Source organism: Citrobacter farmeri, assembly GCF_019048065.1.
In the GTDB taxonomy this organism is placed as follows: Bacteria; Pseudomonadota; Gammaproteobacteria; order Enterobacterales; family Enterobacteriaceae; genus Citrobacter_A; species Citrobacter_A farmeri.
In genome coordinates this window covers 311,693-330,532 of sequence record NZ_CP077291.1, presented here as the reverse complement: position 1 = coordinate 330,532, position 18,840 = coordinate 311,693, and the positions used below count along the sequence as shown (strand labels likewise).

15 protein-coding genes are annotated in these 18,840 nt (G+C 55.0%); 5 read left to right on the top strand and 10 right to left on the bottom strand.

Going from position 1 to position 18,840, the window contains the following annotated elements; all coding sequences use genetic code 11:
- Positions 1-63: 63 nt before the first annotated feature.
- A complete protein-coding gene (gene malK, locus I6L53_RS01505; RefSeq protein ID WP_042321056.1) occupies positions 64-1,173 on the bottom strand; it encodes a maltose/maltodextrin ABC transporter ATP-binding protein MalK in 1,110 nt (369 codons plus the stop codon).
- Positions 1,174-1,542: 369 nt separating this feature from the next.
- Between malK and malE the strand changes: the two genes are divergently transcribed.
- The 3 genes from malE (at position 1,543) to malG (ending at position 5,261) form a co-directional block, all read left to right on the top strand.
- Positions 1,543-2,733: a maltose/maltodextrin ABC transporter substrate-binding protein MalE gene (gene malE, locus I6L53_RS01500; RefSeq protein ID WP_042321054.1), complete on the top strand. Its 1,191-nt coding sequence runs from the start codon at positions 1,543-1,545 to the stop codon at positions 2,731-2,733.
- Positions 2,734-2,811: 78 nt separating this feature from the next.
- Positions 2,812-4,356 carry a maltose ABC transporter permease MalF gene (gene malF, locus I6L53_RS01495; RefSeq protein ID WP_042321051.1) on the top strand — a complete coding sequence of 515 codons (1,545 nt, stop codon included), beginning with the start codon at positions 2,812-2,814 and terminating at the stop codon, positions 4,354-4,356.
- Positions 4,357-4,370: 14 nt separating this feature from the next.
- Positions 4,371-5,261 carry a maltose ABC transporter permease MalG gene (malG, locus tag I6L53_RS01490; RefSeq protein WP_042321050.1) on the top strand — a complete coding sequence of 297 codons (891 nt, stop codon included), beginning with the start codon at positions 4,371-4,373 and terminating at the stop codon, positions 5,259-5,261.
- Positions 5,262-5,477: 216 nt separating this feature from the next.
- Here malG and psiE read toward each other — a convergent pair whose 3' ends face one another.
- The 6 genes from psiE to pgi all read right to left on the bottom strand — a co-directional run bounded on the left by psiE (position 5,478) and on the right by pgi (position 11,909).
- On the bottom strand, positions 5,478-5,888 hold the full coding sequence (psiE, locus tag I6L53_RS01485) for a phosphate-starvation-inducible protein PsiE (RefSeq protein WP_042321046.1): 411 nt from the start codon (positions 5,886-5,888) through the stop codon (positions 5,478-5,480).
- Positions 5,889-6,042: 154 nt separating this feature from the next.
- Positions 6,043-8,139, bottom strand: coding sequence for a YjbH domain-containing protein (locus I6L53_RS01480; RefSeq protein ID WP_042321044.1), 2,097 nt, complete (start codon positions 8,137-8,139; stop codon positions 6,043-6,045).
- Positions 8,139-8,876: a capsule biosynthesis GfcC family protein gene (locus I6L53_RS01475; RefSeq protein WP_042321042.1), complete on the bottom strand. Its 738-nt coding sequence runs from the start codon at positions 8,874-8,876 to the stop codon at positions 8,139-8,141. The genes I6L53_RS01480 and I6L53_RS01475 overlap by 1 nt, the downstream gene beginning before the upstream one ends.
- Entirely contained in the window at positions 8,873-9,511 is a 639-nt protein-coding gene (locus I6L53_RS01470) for a YjbF family lipoprotein (protein WP_042321039.1), read from the bottom strand. The genes I6L53_RS01475 and I6L53_RS01470 overlap by 4 nt, the downstream gene beginning before the upstream one ends.
- A gap of 64 nt (positions 9,512-9,575) precedes the next feature.
- Positions 9,576-9,818 carry an exopolysaccharide production protein YjbE gene (gene yjbE, locus I6L53_RS01465; protein ID WP_042321038.1) on the bottom strand — a complete coding sequence of 81 codons (243 nt, stop codon included), beginning with the start codon at positions 9,816-9,818 and terminating at the stop codon, positions 9,576-9,578.
- 444 nt (positions 9,819-10,262) lie between these two features.
- Positions 10,263-11,909, bottom strand: coding sequence for a glucose-6-phosphate isomerase (pgi, locus tag I6L53_RS01460; RefSeq protein ID WP_042321034.1), 1,647 nt, complete (start codon positions 11,907-11,909; stop codon positions 10,263-10,265).
- Positions 11,910-12,201: 292 nt separating this feature from the next.
- On the opposite strand from pgi, the gene lysC reads away from it, so the two are divergent.
- A complete protein-coding gene (gene lysC / locus I6L53_RS01455; protein ID WP_042321032.1) occupies positions 12,202-13,551 on the top strand; it encodes a lysine-sensitive aspartokinase 3 in 1,350 nt (449 codons plus the stop codon).
- Between the two features lie 98 nt (positions 13,552-13,649).
- Here lysC and I6L53_RS01450 read toward each other — a convergent pair whose 3' ends face one another.
- Genes I6L53_RS01450 through I6L53_RS01440 form a run of 3 tightly spaced genes read right to left on the bottom strand, consistent with a single transcriptional unit; the run spans position 13,650 to position 16,801 of the window.
- Positions 13,650-14,435 (bottom strand): nucleotidyltransferase domain-containing protein, encoded by a 786-nt coding sequence (locus tag I6L53_RS01450; RefSeq protein WP_042321029.1) that lies wholly within the window; start codon positions 14,433-14,435, stop codon positions 13,650-13,652.
- A gap of 6 nt (positions 14,436-14,441) precedes the next feature.
- Positions 14,442-15,668, bottom strand: a complete 1,227-nt coding sequence (locus tag I6L53_RS01445) for an RtcB family protein (protein ID WP_042321026.1) — start codon at positions 15,666-15,668, stop codon at positions 14,442-14,444.
- Between the two features lie 5 nt (positions 15,669-15,673).
- Positions 15,674-16,801, bottom strand: a complete 1,128-nt coding sequence (locus I6L53_RS01440; protein ID WP_042321024.1) for a slipin family protein — start codon at positions 16,799-16,801, stop codon at positions 15,674-15,676.
- A 453-nt stretch (positions 16,802-17,254) separates the two neighbouring features.
- On the opposite strand from I6L53_RS01440, the gene rtcR reads away from it, so the two are divergent.
- Positions 17,255-18,835 carry an RNA repair transcriptional activator RtcR gene (rtcR, locus tag I6L53_RS01435; RefSeq protein ID WP_042321020.1) on the top strand — a complete coding sequence of 527 codons (1,581 nt, stop codon included), beginning with the start codon at positions 17,255-17,257 and terminating at the stop codon, positions 18,833-18,835.
- Positions 18,836-18,840: the final 5 nt, after the last annotated feature.

The following is an 18,840-nucleotide window of genomic DNA, read 5'->3' as shown; positions in this document are numbered from 1 at the left end:
AGATCATTGCTTTTCTTTGAACGCTTCACCGTAGGGTTTTGCGCTTTTTTTTAATGGGACACCTTAAACGCCTGGCTCTTTATGCAGCCGACGACATGCGGTGCCATCTTCACGGAACAGATGACAACGTTCTGGCGGCAGGCCAATAGCGAATGTGGCGCCCTCTTCTACCAACACCACGTCGTTCTGGCGGTAGACCAGGTTTTGACGAATGGCGGGGATCTGGATATGAATCTGTGTTTCGTGACCAAGCTGTTCGACGACCTGAACCTCGCCTTCCAGCGTGACATCGGCGATATCACTGGGCAGCAGGTGTTCAGGACGGATACCTAACGACATGTTTACGCCCACCTGCACATCACGGCTGTCGACCGGCAGCCAGACGTGTTGACGGTTCGGTAGTTCTACCTGTACCTGGTCGATGGCCGTCGCGGTGACTTTCACCGGCAGGAAGTTCATCTTCGGCGAACCAATAAAGCCCGCGACAAAGCGGTCTGCCGGGTAGTGATACAGTTCCAGCGGTTTACCGATCTGCGCGACGCGACCGGCATCCAGCACCACGATTTTGTCGGCCAGCGTCATCGCTTCGACCTGATCGTGGGTGACGTAGATCATCGTGCGCCCAAGCCGTTTATGCAGACGGGAGATTTCGATACGCATCTGCACACGCAGCGCGGCATCAAGGTTAGAAAGAGGTTCATCGAGCAGGAACACGCGCGGCTCCGCCACCAGCGTACGACCAATCGCCACACGCTGGCGCTGCCCCCCCGAGAGGGCTTTTGGTTTACGCTCCAGCAGATGCGCCAGTTGCAGCACTTCCGCAACCTGGTTAACACGCTGATTCATCACCTCTTTTTTGGCGCCCGCCAGTTTCAGGCCAAACGACATATTTTCGGCAACGGATAAATGGGGGTAGAGCGCGTAGGACTGGAAGACCATACCGACGCCACGCTCTGCGGGTGGGATATCGTTCATGCGGGTTTCCCCTATATAGAGGTCTCCGCTGGTAATCGTTTCAAGTCCGGCAATCATACGGAGCAGGGTCGATTTGCCGCAGCCTGACGGTCCAACAAACACCACGAATTCCCCTTCGTGAATGTCGAGATTGATATCTTTCGATACCACCACGTCACCCCAGGCTTTCGTTACATTTCGCAGCTGTACGCTCGCCATGCCTTCTCCCTTCGTTACAACCTGTCATTGACAGCAACATTCATGATGGCCTGACTATGCGGGATTCACCGCGTGCGTAAATCCTCCACCCCCCGGCTTTTTCATGGGGGAGGAGTCGGGAGGATGAGGGAAGGAAGTCTGAGACCCGGACCGAGGGATATCGCGTAATTTCGTGATACTCCCCGCAAAAATGAGTCAGTTTTTATGTGCGCCAGTACGCATTACTCACATTTATGCAACAGAGATCACATAAAGAGGGGGTGGGGCGTAGGGGTAAGGAGGATGGAAAGAGGATGTCAAATAAGGAGACTGAGTCACGTTGAATCACTGAAGTCATACCACGAGCACATCACCAAAAGGATGGCAGATATGAAGATCAAGACTGGCGCACGCGTTTTCGCATTGTCCGCCCTCGCAGCAATGATGATTTCCGCACCGGCTCTGGCCAAAATCGAAGAAGGTAAACTGGTTATCTGGATTAACGGCGATAAAGGCTATAACGGCCTGGCCGAAGTGGGCAAAAAATTCGAGAAAGACACCGGTATCAAAGTGACCATCGAGCACCCGGACAAGCTGGAAGAGAAATTCCCGCAGGTCGCGGCAACCGGTGACGGTCCGGACATCATCTTCTGGGCGCACGATCGTTTTGGCGGTTACGCACAGTCTGGCCTGCTGGCTGAAATCACCCCGGAAAAAACGTTCCAGGACAAACTCTATCCGTTCACCTGGGATGCCGTTCGTTACAACGGTAAACTGATCGCCTACCCAATTGCGGTAGAAGCGCTGTCGCTGATTTACAACAAAGACCTGGTACCAAACCCACCGAAGACCTGGGAAGAGATCCCTGCGCTGGATAAAGAGCTGAAGGCGAAAGGTAAGAGCGCCCTGATGTTCAACCTGCAAGAACCGTACTTCACCTGGCCGCTGATTGCCGCCGATGGCGGTTACGCATTCAAGTTTGAAAACGGCAAGTATGATGTGAAAGATGTGGGCGTCGACAGCGCAGGCGCGAAAGCGGGCCTGGGTTTCCTGGTTGACCTCATCAAGAACAAACACATAAACGCGGATACCGATTACTCCATCGCAGAAGCGGCCTTTAACAAAGGCGATACGGCGATGACCATCAACGGCCCGTGGGCCTGGTCGAACATCGACAAGAGCAAAGTGAACTACGGCGTCACCCTGCTGCCGACCTTCAAAGGCAAACCGTCTAAACCCTTCGTGGGCGTGCTGAGTGCCGGAATTAACGCCGCCAGCCCGAATAAAGAACTGGCGAAAGAGTTCCTTGAAAACTACCTGTTGACCGATCAGGGTCTGGAAGAAGTGAACAAGGATAAACCACTGGGTGCCGTAGCGCTGAAATCCTATCAGGAGCAGTTAGCGAAAGACCCGCGCATCGCGGCCACCATGGATAACGCCCAGAAAGGCGAAATCATGCCGAACATCCCGCAGATGTCTGCGTTCTGGTACGCCGTGCGTACGGCGGTCATCAACGCCGCCAGCGGTCGCCAGACGGTTGACGCTGCACTGAAAGACGCGCAGGGCCGTATCACCAAGTAATGCTGTCGATGTGCCTGATGGCGCTGCGCCATCAGGCACATTTACGACAAGATTTCACCGTTGTAGAGGAAGATCCCCATGGATGTCATTAAAAAGAAACACTGGTGGCAAAGTGACACGCTGAAATGGTCAGCGATCGGTCTGCTGGGCCTGCTGGTGGGTTACCTTGTCGTTTTAATGTATGCACAAGGGGAATATCTGTTCGCCATCATGACGCTGATTTTAAGCTCTGCTGGCCTGTACATTTTCGCCAACCGTAAGACCTACGCCTGGCGCTACGTTTATCCTGGTATGGCGGGTATGGGGCTGTTCGTTCTGTTCCCGTTGATTTGCACTATCGCCATCGCCTTTACCAACTACAGCAGCACCAACCAGCTCACTTTCGAACGCGCCCAACAGGTGCTGATGGACCGCTCTTATCAGGCGGGTAAAACCTATAACTTCGGGCTTTATCCGACAGGTGAAGAGTGGCAACTGGCCCTCACCGACGGCGAAACCGGTAAGAATTACCTCTCCGACGCCTTTACATTTGGCGGCGAACAAAAGCTGGCGCTGAAAGAAACGAACGCCCTGCCAGAGGGTGAGCGTGCGACGCTGCGCATCATCACCCAGAATCGACAGGCGCTGAATCAGATTACCGCTGTGCTGCCCGATGACAGCAAAGTGATCATGAGCTCGCTGCGTCAGTTCTCCGGAACGCAGCCGCTGTACGCACTTGCCGATGACGGCATGTTGACCAACAACCAGAGCGGCGTGAAATACCGTCCCAATAACGACATTGGCTACTACCAGTCCATCAATGCAGACGGTAACTGGGGCGACGAAAAGCTCAGTCCGGGCTACACCGTGACCATCGGCTGGGATAACTTTACCCGCGTCTTCACTGACGAAGGGATTCAGAAGCCGTTCTTCGCTATCTTCGTCTGGACCGTGGTGTTCTCGGTGCTCACCGTTCTGCTGACCGTGGCGGTCGGGATGGTGCTGGCGTGTCTCGTTCAATGGGAGTCGCTGAAAGGTAAAGCGATTTACCGCGTCCTGCTGATTCTGCCGTACGCCGTACCGTCGTTTATCTCGATTCTGATTTTCAAAGGCCTGTTCAACCAGAGCTTTGGTGAAATTAACATGATGCTGAGCGCGCTGTTTGGCATCAAACCAGCATGGTTCAGCGACCCAACCACTGCACGTTCGATGATTATTATCGTCAATACCTGGCTGGGCTACCCGTACATGATGATCCTGTGCATGGGCCTGCTGAAAGCGATTCCGGACGACCTGTACGAGGCATCGGCAATGGACGGCGCCGGCCCCTTCCAGAACTTCTTTAAGATTACGCTCCCGCTGTTGATTAAGCCGCTGACGCCGCTGATGATCGCCAGCTTCGCCTTTAACTTTAACAACTTCGTGCTGATTCAACTGTTGACCAACGGCGGCCCTGACCGTCTTGGAACGACCACGCCAGCCGGGTATACCGACCTGTTAGTGAGCTACACCTACCGCATCGCCTTTGAAGGCGGCGGCGGTCAGGACTTCGGCCTGGCGGCGGCGATCGCTACGCTGATCTTCCTGCTGGTCGGCGCCCTGGCCATCGTAAACCTGAAAGCCACTCGCATGAAGTTTGATTAAGGGAGATAACGACAATGGCTATGGTCCAACCCAAATCACAAAAGCTGCGTCTCTTTATCACGCACTTCGGTCTGTTGATATTTATCGCGGCGATCATGTTCCCGCTGCTGATGGTTATCGCCATTTCGCTGCGTGAAGGTAACTTTGCCACCGGGAGCCTGATCCCGGAAAAAATCTCCTGGGAGCACTGGCGGCTGGCGCTGGGCTTCAGCGTTGAACATGCTGATGGCCGCGTCACGCCGCCCCCCTTCCCGGTGCTGTTATGGCTGTGGAACTCGGTGAAAATCGCCGGGATCACCGCGATGGGTATCGTGGCGCTGTCAACAACCTGTGCCTACGCCTTTGCCCGTATGCGTTTTCCCGGTAAAGCCACGCTGCTCAAAGGGATGCTGATTTTCCAGATGTTCCCGGCGGTCCTGTCGCTGGTCGCGTTGTACGCGTTGTTTGATCGCCTCGGCCAGTACATTCCGTTTATCGGTCTGAACACCCACGGCGGGGTGATCTTCGCCTATCTTGGCGGTATCGCGCTGCATGTGTGGACCATCAAGGGCTATTTCGAAACCATCGACGGCTCGCTGGAAGAAGCGGCCGCACTGGATGGCGCAACCCCGTGGCAGGCGTTCCGCCTGGTGCTGTTGCCGCTGTCGGTGCCGATTCTGGCGGTGGTCTTCATTCTGTCGTTCATTGCCGCTATCACCGAAGTACCGGTTGCCTCACTGTTGCTGCGTGATGTAGACAGCTACACCCTGGCGGTCGGGATGCAGCAGTACCTCAACCCGCAGAATTACCTGTGGGGCGATTTTGCCGCTGCTGCCGTGCTGTCTGCGATTCCAATCACCCTGGTCTTCCTGCTGGCACAGCGCTGGCTGGTCAACGGCCTGACGGCGGGCGGAGTCAAAGGTTAGGTTTCATCGAAGTACCTGTAATGCCACTGCACCCTCAACTTGTTTTATCCAACTTGTGACTGTAATTCGGCGCTCCACGGAGCGCCTTTTTTTTGTCTGCCGGATGGCGGCGTTGCCTTATCCGGCCTACTCACTTTTTACTCGTGCTCCAGTCCATTGTAGGCCTGATAAGCGCAGCGCCATCAGGCAACCACGGCACACATTGCCTTATCCGGCCTACTCGCGCTTCAGGCGTTTTGAATTACACATCCAGAGCGTGATCACCAGCAGCAGGATCGCCGCCGAATAGATCAGCACATCGAGAGGGGATTTGTGATCGACAATGATCAGCCGAACGATCGCGGTGATCCCGATATAAATGAAATAGCGCAGCGGAAAGTGAAAGCCTGACTGAAAGTACTTCACAATCAGCGCGATAAACTCGAAATAGAGAAAGTAGACAACCAGCCCTTCCACCAGCTCATACTTGCTGGCTTGCTCAGGCGCAAAGAGCACATCTGCCAGATGCAGCGTCTCTTTACCAAGGAATACGACCAGGATCAGGCCCAGACTCAACAGCCCAAGGTTCAACACGGTCTGTAGGATCGTGGAGATAAACTCCACGCGCGGACGAGAGAGTGACGTCATAACAGCACCTCGTTCTCAGTAGTGAGGTTCCTGTATAACGCAAAAATGTGACGGAGATCTATATTTTTTGTTTGTTTTTTATTCAGGACGTAAAAATTCCGGCCAGGCATCGTAGGCCCGGTAAGCGTAGCGCCACCGGGCAATCCACATTCTGTCAGCGGAAATTCACGCTTTTATCGCTGGTCATGTCATACAACTGGAACTTACGTCCGAGCTGTTGACCCCCATCACGCGTCAGCGGCGTCCAGCCGACGGCCGCACGACTGCGGGTCGGGCCGGAAGAGAAGAGATCCAGCGGAATGGACACGTAGACGCCTTTGGTGAAATCCCCTTCACCGTACTCATCCGGAGAGACGTTAGTCAGGGTGGCGTAACCGCCGACCACCACGCCGCTGTCAAAGCGTTTAGAGATATCCAGCGTGCCGCCCTTATCCCCCGCCAGATACTGACCGACGCTCGCTTTCACCAGTACGTCCTGAGCGAATGATGGCGTCCAGTAGGCCGTCAAGTGTCCGGTCTTCACGCTGTAATCGGTGAATTTCATCATGTCCTGTGCGCTACGCCAGTCACGCTGCTTCACGTAGTTGGCATCCAGGCCAAACGCCCAGTTGCTGTCAACCGGACGGTACAACACTTCCGCCCCCGCCCCGCCGTACATGGTTTCAAGATAGCCACCGTAGGCCTGACCATAAAAACCGTTGCCGAAGTACTGGAAGTAATTGGCCTGCAGGTTATTCACGTAAACGTCGTTTTGCACATATTCACGTACATGGGTACGCACGCGCGGCAGCTTCGAATCGTTCGGCGGGTTGGTGTAGTTAAATTTATCGTAGTTATTGGCAAGGTTGCCAAACAGGCTGCCGGTGGTCAGCAGGTGGTCGGTGACCCACAGATCTGCCGTCGCCATCACGCCCAACTGATACATGTAGAAGTTTTCCGGCCCGCCCACGGACTGGTTCAGCACTGGATCGAGGTGGAAATCAAAGCGCGATTTGTCGATATACCAGCCCTGTTCGGTACTTTCCGGCACTATCGGCTCAAGGCGTTTTTGTGCCAGCGGCGTTTCCTGGCCCAGCGGTTCGCCTTCCAGATGGCGTTTCAGGCTGCTGACGTCCGTTTCGGTGGTGACCTGCGGCAGGTTGAGGCGATTTTCCGTCACGCGGATCGTGCGGATCCCCTCTGGCAGATCGTTCATGACGATCCGATTCGCCCGTTCAATCCCTTCACGCGAGTCGCGGTACTTCACCTGCTCGCCGGTCACGTACAGCGTGTCGCCCTTCACCTGAATCTGCGGGTCCGCCAGTCCGGCGTTGTATTTCAGCAGCGTCAATTGGTTCGCCACCACCGAGTGTTGCAGGATTGGGTCCTGCGGCTCCGGCTGATATTTTGGTCGCGCGTTATCGTTATACGACGGTCGCAAATCGTTGAAATTGGTCCGCAGCGTCACCCCAAACATAAAGGTGTTGCCACGTTCGTAGCTGAGGTTAACGTCGGCCCAATCGGTAACGCGATAAATGGCGCCGACGTTAAACTTGCTTTTCTGTTCCAGCTTCCCCGCAAAGTCCTGCTGGTAGTTGTTGCCCTCATACTCCAGCTTCAGTCGCAACGGTTGCCACGGCGTCTGGTACTCAACACCGCCAAACAGCGACGCCGGACCGTGAAACATCTGGCTGCCATCAATAGAGCCAGCCTGTTTGTAGCTGTTATCACGGTAGCAATATTTATCGCTGTATGAACAGAGCGGATTGCTGACGTTGCCGCTGGTTCCCAGATAGCCCCAACCGAGGCCAAGCGAGAAATCAAATGGTCCCCAGGCTTTATTCGCCACGATGTACTCCGCATCGAACAGACCAGTCCCGCCGATATCCCGCGCGCCGACCGACACCTGCGGTGCCCAGTAGCTCTCTTCCCACAGCCGCAATTTCAGGTCGAACGCCTTATCTTTGTAAGTCTGATCGCCGGAGAACGACTCGACGCTACTGTACGGTTTGGTCCGCACGTCAGTGTACCGCAGCGTGGTTTCCAGCCAGGGGAAAAGCTGCACGGACGCGGAGTAGTAACGGTACTGATCGTTATCGCGATAGTTGAGGCTCAGCTCCCCTTCACGCGCCATGCGCGCGGTTGGGGTCTGTAATAATCCCACGCCGCCAAAATCTGACTGGGAGGGCCCAATCGGTGCCGGATACGTTTCGGCATGGCAGGCTGCGCTGATGCCCAGCGCGAGTAAGCTAAGCAGATGTGTTTTTTTCATTATTCGGGTATCCGCTGCGTCAGGGTGTGAAGAATGTCGACGTTCAGCGCTTCCGGTTCGCTGCTCCAGAAAGCGTCATCCAGGCCGACAAAAATGATGCTGCCGGGCATCGGCTCAACGTGACGCTTATTCCAGTACGCAACCGGTACTTTCTGCGTTCGCCCATCGGGATAAATCACCCATGCATAGCTGCGATCCGCGCCGCTGAGCCGATGTTGTTCCTCGAGATAGCTGGCAACATCGCGTCCAGGCATAAACGGCTGCTTTCCGGGACGGCTTATCAGGCCAAAGAGCGTGACGTCCGTCGGCTGTCCCCCTACCCACAGCGTGTAGTTGCCCTGCAAGGGCGGATTGCCGCGCTCGCTAACACGTACAATGTCCGGATCGAGATTTACCGACTGTCGACCGGTTACCTTCAGCGCCTGAATCTGCTGGCGCAGCGCGTTAATAGCGGCGGCACTCTCCCCGCTCTCTTCGCCGCTTAGCGCGGCCAGACGCCCCAGCAGCGCCTGCTGCTGACGCTTCGCCGCCAGCGTCGCGTTCTCTTCAGCGATCACTGCGCCGGGCCACCAACTGTTTGCCAGTCTGGGCTGTCCCACCAGATCGATAAGATGTTCAGCGCCGGTAAGTGTTTTTGGTTCTGCACTCCCTGCGCTAAAAACCTTAACGGTTCCCGCAGCAAAAACAGATGTCGCGCTCAGACTGAAGATCAGCGCCGCAATAGTCCGTTTCATCATGATTTTGCCGCCTTAATCAGCGTGGTTTTCACCGGGAAGTAATTCGCCCCCAGATACTGCTCCGACTGGCGGATATGCCCTTCATCATCTACCCAGTAACGGTTATGCCAGCGCGCTTGATCGGTCGTGACGGCTTCATCCAGCACACGAACCGGGGTCTCTTCGCTGCCGACTTTTACCGTGTCGTTACCCGCCCACGTAAAGACCGAACGCGCGGTGGCATAACGCACCTGCTTGTATTCGGTCCAGCCCATCGTGCGGCTCCAGGTGGCACCGTCGACGATCTGATTCGGTTTTTTCAGTGGATCATCCGCGAGGTTATTCACATCGATAAGGTTGTCGCCGCCAAGCAGCGTCTTCACCAGACGACCATGCTGGGTCACGAGGGTGGCCTGATCCTGCGTCACCCATTTCTGCTGCCCGTTCTCTGCGAAAGCGAGCACCACAAACAGCTGCGGCCCGCCGTTAAGCTGCATGTACTGGCTGGCGTAGGGCATGTTTTGAATATCATCGTCCGTTAGCTGTACGCCGGGCGTACCAAACAGACTGTCCCACAGTGAGTTGCCCAGTTGCTTTGTCGTGGCTGAGCATGCCTGTAACAGCAGGCAAAGTAGTATGAGTGCAGGTCGCTTCACGACTCTTCTCCAGAGGGGGCAAAATAACCACACCGAAGTGTGGTTAGGATTAAATGTACCGATCTTACTGGGTACTGGTGGTGGTTGTGGTGGTGGTCCCGGTATTGGAACCGTCACCGCCGCCGGTTGCCGCGAGAGCAACACCCACCGCCGAACTTACGGTGCTCACGCTGGATGCCGAGGAACTACCCGCCGACACCGACGTTGCTGCCGACCCTGCCGCTTCACCCACCTGAACGGGGGCTGCATAGACAGAACTCGCCGCAAGCGCAGATATGGCAAAAATGCCATACAGAACTTTTTTCATAACAAATTCCCTTCATTGAATGAATGGAGATTTACCCAAAAGCGTTTCGGGCGGGATCGAGTATACACAACTAAAGCAGGCGAATTACGACAGGGGGAAATAGCAAGGCGGTTTTAGGATAATTGGACTTTTGCTGAACAATTCATTTTTACAAAAATAACAATGATCATTAAAAACAATGCATTATCATTAAATCCATTTAGCTAAACGATCCGTATTATCCTAAAATAACACGGAGTTATTTTGCGGTTATTTATTATTTTAGGATTATGCTCAATATAAAATTGCGGGAAATAACACGACCAAGCGGAATTATCTTATAAAAAAGCCGATAATAATATCGGCTCATTTCATTATTAATTGCCGGATGGCGTTACGCTTATCAGACCTACGGTAGAGAGTAGGCCGGATAAGGCATTCGCCGCCATCCGGCACAACGGCAGACTAACGCCAGTTTTTATAACGGTTAATCAACCCATTGGTGGAGCTATCATGGCTGTTGATGGCGTTATCATCTTTCAGCTCCGGCAGAATACGGTTTGCCAGCTGTTTACCCAGCTCAACGCCCCATTGGTCGAAGGTGAAGATGTTCAGGATGATGCCCTGCGTAAAGATCTTGTGCTCATACAGCGCGATCAGCGCCCCCAGGCTGAACGGGGTGATTTCGCGCAGCAGGATGGAGTTGGTCGGGCGGTTGCCTTCGAACACTTTGAACGGCACCACGTGTTCCAGCGTGGCCGGATCTTTACCCTGGTCACGGTATTCCTGCTCAACCACTTCGCGGGATTTCCCGAACGCCAGCGCTTCCGTCTGAGCGAAGAAGTTAGACAGCAGCTTCGGATGGTGATCGGACAGCGGGTTATGGGTAATCGCCGGGGCGATGAAATCACAAGGCACCATTTTGGTTCCCTGGTGAATCAGCTGATAGAACGCATGCTGACCGTTGGTGCCTGGCTCACCCCAGATGATCGGGCCCGTCTGGTAATCCACCGGGTTGCCGTTACGGTCAACGTATTTCCCGTTGGACTCCATGTTGCCCTGCTGGAAGTAGGCTGCAAAACGATGCATATACTGGTCGTATGGCAGGATCGCTTCGGTTTCTGCGCCGAAGAAATTGTTGTACCAGATACCAATCAGCGCCAGCAGTACCGGCAGGTTTTTCTCCGGAGCCGTGGTCGAGAAGTGCTTATCCATCGCATGCGCGCCAGACAGCAGTTGCACAAAGTTGTCGTAACCGACAGACAGGATGATCGACAGACCAATTGCTGACCACAGAGAGTAACGACCGCCCACCCAGTCCCAGAACTCGAACATATTGGCCGTATCGATACCGAATTCACCGACCGCTTTGGCATTGGTAGACAGTGCGGCGAAGTGTTTCGCAACGTGTTTTTCATCACCAGCGGTTTTCAGGAACCAGTCACGCGCGCTGTGAGCGTTAGTCATGGTTTCCTGCGTCGTGAAGGTTTTAGACGCCACAAGGAACAGCGTGGTTTCCGGATTCACTTTCTTCAGCACTTCGGCGATATGGGTACCGTCAACGTTAGAAACAAAGTGCATATTCAGGTGGTTTTTGTACGGACGCAGCGCTTCAGTCACCATGAATGGACCGAGGTCGGAGCCGCCGATACCGATGTTAACCACGTCGGTGATCGCTTTACCGGTATAACCCTTCCACTGACCCGAAATAATGGCTTCAGAGAAGGATTTCATCTTCTCCAGAACCGCATTGACTTCCGGCATCACATCTTTGCCGTCAACGATAATCGGGGTATTGCTACGGTTACGCAGCGCCACATGCAGCACGGCACGATCTTCAGTACGGTTGATTTTCTCGCCGGAGAACATCGACTTGATGGCGCCCGCCAGATCGGTTTCTTTCGCCAGATCCTGCAATTTCGCGAGAGTCTCTTCGGTAATGCGGTTTTTGGAGTAATCCACCAGCATCAGATCGTCAAACGTTGCGGAGAATTTGCTGAAGCGGTCGCTATCCTTTGCGAACAGATCCGCAATGGTAACGTCCTTCATGTCGTCAAAGTGTTTTTGTAGTGCCTGCCAGGCAGAAGTCTGCGTTGGATTGATGTTTTTCATTAGCAATACTCTTCTGATTTGAGAATTGTGACTGGGATCGATTGTAACGCCAGTCACAGAAAAGTGTGATTGTTTTAGTGCCGTTGCCTGGTCCCGGTCAAATACCGTCGAAAAGTATAGTTGTTATAAGCACCATTACTGAGGCTAAACGCAGCATGAAAAATCCGCATAATCCCGGCGTTGACAGTCCAGGCCACACATTTTATTTATAAATACGGTATTTGCGCCTGCACCGGTTTCTGTTCTGCCTTTGTGCCCAGGTCGCTTTCTCACTCCCTGACACGAGGTTGTTATGACAGAAATCGTTGTTTCCAAATTTGGCGGTACCAGCGTCGCTGATTTCGATGCCATGAACCGCAGCGCCGACGTGGTGCTTTCCGATGCAAACGTGCGTTTAGTTGTGCTCTCCGCTTCCGCAGGCATCACCAATCTGCTGGTTGCATTGGCTGAAGGTCTGGAGCCAACCGAACGCTTCGAGAAACTCGACGCTATCCGCAAAATTCAGTTCGATATCCTGGAGCGTCTGCGTTATCCAAACGTAATTCGTGAAGAGATCGAACGCCTGCTGGAAAATATCACCACGCTGGCGGAAGCGGCCTCATTAGCGACCTCCACCGCGCTGACGGATGAACTGGTCAGCCACGGCGAACTGATGTCCACCCTGCTGTTTGTTGAGATCCTGCGCGAACGTCACGTTCAGGCGCAATGGTTCGATGTGCGTAAAGTGATGCGCACCAACGATCGCTTTGGCCGTGCCGAACCTGACGTCGCAGCGCTGGCAGAACTGGCAACGCTGCAACTGACCCCACGTCTGAGCGAAGGACTGGTGATCACTCAGGGGTTCATCGGCAGCGAAAGCAAAGGGCGCACAACCACACTTGGACGCGGCGGCAGCGACTATACAGCGGCCCTGTTGGCCGAAGCGCTCCATGCCGCGCGCGTCGATATCTGGACTGACGTTCCAGGCATCTACACGACCGATCCTCGCGTGGTGCCTGCGGCGCAACGCATTGATGAAATCGCCTTTGAAGAGGCGGCGGAAATGGCCACTTTTGGTGCGAAAGTGCTGCACCCGGCCACCCTGCTGCCCGCCGTGCGCAGTGATATCCCGGTCTTCGTCGGCTCCAGTAAAGATCCGAAAGCGGGCGGCACGCTGGTCTGCAACAAAACCCAGAATCCACCGCTGTTCCGCGCGCTGGCGCTGCGTCGTAAACAGACGCTGCTGACCCTGCACAGCCTGAATATGCTGCACTCGCGCGGTTTCCTGGCCGAAGTATTCGGGATTCTGGCGCGCCATAATATCTCTGTGGATCTGATCACCACCTCCGAAGTGAGTGTGGCGCTAACGCTGGATACCACCGGCTCCACCTCCACCGGCGATACGCTGCTGACGCAGTCGCTGCTGATGGAACTGTCTGCCTTGTGTCGGGTGGAGGTTGAAGAGGGACTCGCGCTGGTCGCGCTGATTGGTAACGATCTGTCGAAAGCCTGCGGCGTCGGTAAAGAGGTGTTCGGCGTGCTGGAACCGTTCAATATCCGCATGATTTGCTATGGCGCCTCCAGCCATAACCTCTGTTTCCTGGTGCCTGGCACCGAGGCAGAACAGGTTGTACAGAAGCTGCACCAGAATTTGTTTGAGTAATATAGCGTCAATGCCGGATGGCGGCGCTCCGCGCCTTATCCGGCCTACAAATTTTGCCCACGTAGGCCCGATAAGCGCAGCGCCATCGGGCAACGTTGTCATACCATCACCGTTTCATAAAGCAGTTTATCCAGTGCTTTCACATCGCCTTCCCGGCTGTCTGGCAGCGTGGGCGGGATTTCGCCTCGCGCCAGTTCGGCGTGGATAAACGCATGCAATAACGGACGACGCGGGCCGTACTCCGCTTCTCCTGCGCGCTGTTTGCGCGCCAGCAGTTCGTCTACCTCCTGACGTAACGCCGCATCCAGGTCGCTTCCTGCCAGCAGTTCGGCAAAGCGCATGGGCGGAACGCCTTTACCCGCTTCGACCCAACGCACCGCCAGCAGTGGGCGCAAGACGTAGAAGTACTTTTTCAACCGCACCTCTTCTCCCTGCAAATAGCCGCGAAAGTTTTTTCGCGCCATCGAGTAGTAATGCCAGCGTGCGCGAAGTGGAGAAAACCACTGCGGTATCATCGCCTTAAGTGCGCTGACCGTGACATCATCCTGCTGATAAACTACCGGGGAATCCAGCCACTCGATCAGCGTCGGGTTGGCTCCCTTCAGCAGTCCCAGCGCTTTACGCCACTCCCAGCCGCACACGTCCAGCTCATCGTCTATCGGCAGTTCGATCACGTCCCGCGGTGCATCGACCCGCAAATACCATTCCGGCGGATGAACATACAAAAACCGCACATCGTAATCGCTATCCGGCGAGGCAAATCCCCAGCCGCGACTCCCTGACTCGCAGGCATACAGCACCCTGACGCCGTAGCGCGTTTCCACCTCTTTGAGTTGCCGCGTGACCCGTTCACGCATCGCGGCACTCACTGCATTTTTGGTCATCTTCTTTTATCCTTTTACACACACTACCTGCCGCAGCGTATGCACGATCTCCACCAGTGAAGACTGCGCCGCCATCACGGCATCAATGTCTTTGTAGGCCATCGGAATTTCATCGATCACCTCGCTGTCTTTACGGCATTCAACGTGGGCCGTCGCGCGGATCTGGTCCGCCACGGTAAAACGTTTTTTGGCCGCCGTTCGGCTCATGGTTCTTCCCGCACCATGACTACAGGAGCAGAAGCTCTCTTCATTTCCCAGCCCACGTACGATGAAGCTTTTCGCCCCCATCGACCCCGGAATAATCCCCATCTGACCCTTCTGGGCGGAAACGGCACCTTTACGCGTCACCAGTACCTCTTCACCAAAGTGACGCTCTTTTTGCACGTAATTATGGTGGCAATTCACCGCTTCCTGCTGTGTGATAAACGGTTTACTCACGATGCGCGACAGCGCGGCCAGTACGCGGGACATCATCACTTCCCGGTTTTGCCGGGCAAAATCCTGTGCCCATTCCACCGCTTCCAGGTAGTCGTTGTAGTGCCGACTCCCCTCCTGAAAATACGCCAGATTTCGGTCCGGGAGATTCGCGATATGTTGCTGCATATCCTGCTGCGCCAGCGTAATAAAAACGTTGCCGATGGCATTCCCCACACCACGCGAGCCGCTGTGCAACATCACCCAGACGCGCTGCTGCTCATCCAGACACACCTCAATGAAGTGGTTACCGGTTCCCAATGTTCCCAAATGCTGATGGTTATTGGTTTTCAGCAACGAGGGATACTTGTCAGTCAGGCGCTTAAAGCGCGGCGCCAGTGTCCCCCAGTGAGTACTCACCTCCTCTGGGGGCGTTTCCCACGCGCCTTTGTCGCGACGGGAGCGCGTATTAGTACGTCCGTGTGGAACAGCCTGCTCAATCGCGCTCCGCAGTCCGCTCAGGTTATCCGGCAGATCGCCGGCCAGCAGCGAGGTACGCACCGCAATCATCCCGCAGCCGATGTCCACCCCCACCGCCGCCGGAATAATCGCCCCTTTGGTCGGGATCACGCTGCCGATGGTCGACCCTTTCCCCAGATGCACATCCGGCATCACCGCCAGGTGTTTAAAAATAAACGGCATTTTCGCCGTATTCAGCAGTTGCTGGCGCGCCTCGGGTTCCACCGGGACGCCGTGCGTCCACATTTTTACCGGCGCCGCGTTCTGCGACGCCAACAGCGCATAGTCGTTATGTGCCATATTTCTTATCCTTTAATGTTCACTAAACCGTGCAGAACCTGGTCCAGGCCACCGAATACCGAGATTTTATCGATACGCTCCGCCACTCTTTCGAGGGTTTCCAGCTCTTTTAAGCGCAGCGCCACCGGGTTGTTTTCCATCACTTTCGCCGTATTCAACAGCGAGCGCGTCGCGGCCGTTTCTTCACGACGGCGGATCACGTTGGCCTGCGCCGATTTTTCCGCTTCAACCAGACGGGACAGAATCGTTTTCATATCCCCTGGCAACACAATGTCCTTCACGCCCAGCGAGGCCACGTCGATGCCATATGACGCCATACGCTCTTTCACCTGCGCGCTGACCACGTCATCAATTACCTGCTTATCTTCCAGCAGCTCATCCAGCGTGCGCGTCCCAACGGCTTCACGCAGCGCAAACTGCAGTTCGCGGTACAGATGATCGAGCGGTTTAGTGAGCTGCGCAAACGCCTGCAACACGTCGCTGTAACGCCAGTTCGCCGCCAGATTCAGGCGCAGGTTAACCTTATCTTTGGTTAAAATTTCCTGACCGCCCACTTCCAGCACCTGCAAACGGGTATCCACCACTTCAGCGTCAACCAGATGATTCACTTTCCAGTACGCCGTCAGACCCGGCGGCAGCAGTGCCTGCGTCTCGCCGTCAATTTTCAACACCCCCGCATGCCAGGCCGGAACCTGCACGGTGAGTATCGCTTCACGACCTTTAACCGCGCCGTTACGTCGCGGTTGCAGGACCGCATTCATGATCTCTGCCGGCACCTGAACCTGACGCGTATCCATGCGTACCAGTTTCAAGGCCTCGTCGGCTCGCCAGTACAAACGGCGCGTGGACGGCGGCAGGATCTCCTGCAATACCTCGTTCATGTACAATGCGCCCGCTTCGCTGTCGCTCAAATCAACGGCCAGGGCATAACGCGTTACCCAGTCCGGCTGAAAGCGACGTAAATAATTCGCCAGCGCTTCCGGCACTTCGCTACCGTCCAGATTAACCACCAGCACCTCTGGCGTATTGAACCATGGCAGACGGTGTTCACCCGCCTCCAGAACCTGATAGTAGTCGCCGTTTTTCGCTAACAAACCTAATTGTCCTTTACGGATAGTGATTTTCTTCGTCATTTTTCTCTTTTCCTTATCAAAGCCAGGTGCGGGTGCGGAGGCGAAGCTGCAGGGGAATTCCCTTTTGCCTGCGGCGCGGCATCAAAACCGGCAACCTGTTTTGGGGCCTGCTGACTGCGCAGTGCCCTTTTTTATTTCTATGATTAACAACCAGTTTCATTGGGAGAATGAATCGGGAATCGAACCCATTTTTCAGGTGTCATTGGTTGACGGAACACCTCCGGAAAACAGCCGCTGCCGTTCCTGACGTGCCGGCGGGGTTTAACCCCCTGCGCTTTCAACGTGTTGACGAGGGAGTTATTGCCAGAAGCGTGCCAGAACGAAAAAAAGATGAAATTAATTTTTAATTATATGATTAACAAAGGATTATTTTTTATCGCCAATAATGGTGATTGCAGATGCCGCGCGTATTTTTTATCTTTCAGTATCTATATTTATCTTTTGGGATAAACCATGAAAAAACGGCGGGTGGTGATTGGCGTACTGGGCACGGTGCTGGATAAACGCGGCAAGCGGGCAAACCGGCTCAAGAAATGGCGGCCAACGGTCGGACTGTGTCAACAGCCGGACTTCCCGATCGATCGACTGGAGCTTATTCACCAGCCACGCGACGCCGGGATGTGTCAGCAACTGGCGGAGGATATCAACCTGCTTTCCCCCCATACGCAGGTCCGCCCGCACGCAATCACTATTGCCGATCCGTGGGATTTCGAAGAGGTCTATGCCGCTTTCCTCGATTTTGCCACTCACTACACCTTCGATACCGAAAACGAAGAGTATCTGGTGCACATCACCACCGGCACCCACGTGGCACAAATTTGCTGGTTCCTGCTGACGGAAGCCCGCTATCTGCCCGCCAGCCTGCTGCAAACCAGTCCCGCACCGAAGGACGCCCCACAGGAGGATGTTGCCGCCGGCACCTGTTCGGTGATCGATCTCGACTTAAGCCGCTACGCCACGCTCACCAGTCGCTTTCAGCGTGAGCAGCAGCAGTCCGTCTCTTTCCTCAAAGCCGGGATCGAGACGCGCAATGCCACGTTCAACAAACTGATTGACCGCATTGAGCGCGTTGCCTTGCGCTCTGGCGATCCTATCCTGCTCACCGGCCCTACCGGCGCGGGGAAATCCTTCCTCGCCAAACGGATTTTCCAGCTTCGCCAGTCGCGACATCTGGTGGGCGGAAAACTGGTGGCGGTTAACTGCGCCACCCTGCGCGGCGATAACGCCATGTCGACACTGTTTGGTCATGTGAAAGGCGCTTTTACAGGTGCGCTGTCTTCGCGAACGGGACTGTTACGTGAAGCCGATGGCGGGGTGCTGTTTCTGGATGAGATCGCTGAACTGGGGCTGGATGAACAGGCCATGCTGCTGAAAGCGATCGAGGAAAAAACCTTCTTCCCGTTTGGCTCAGATAAAGAGGTACGCAGCGACTTCCAGTTGATTGCCGGAACCCATCGCGATATGTCGCAGTGGGTTGCTGAAGGGCGTTTTCGCGAAGATCTCTACGCACGTATTAACATGTGGCGTTTTCCCCTGCCCGGCCTTGCCCAGCGACGTGAAGATATCGCCCCTAACGTTGAGTATGAGTTGCAACGTTTCTCCCGCAGCCGACAGAATCAGATCCGTTTTGATAAAGAGGCGCGCGAACGCTATCTGGCGTTTGCCTGTTCCCCCCAGGCGCAGTGGCGAGGTAATTTTCGCGAGTTGAGCTCCTCCGTCGCGCGAATGGCGACGCTGGCCGAACAAGGGCGGATTACGCTTGCCCTCGTCGAAGAAGAGATCGCGCTTTTACAGGAGAGTTGGGGGGACACAACGTTGCCCCCGGCGCTGGAGATGGAACTCGACCTCTTTGACCGCCGACAACTGGAAACCGTGCTCGAGGTATGCCGACGCAGCGCATCGTTGTCCGAAGCCGGACGTGAACTCTTCGCGGTCTCCCGACAAAAGAAAGCCAATCCCAACGATGCCGACCGTCTGCGTAAGTATCTGGCACGGTTTGGCCTGAGTTGGGAAAATCTCAAAGTCAGAACATGAGCATA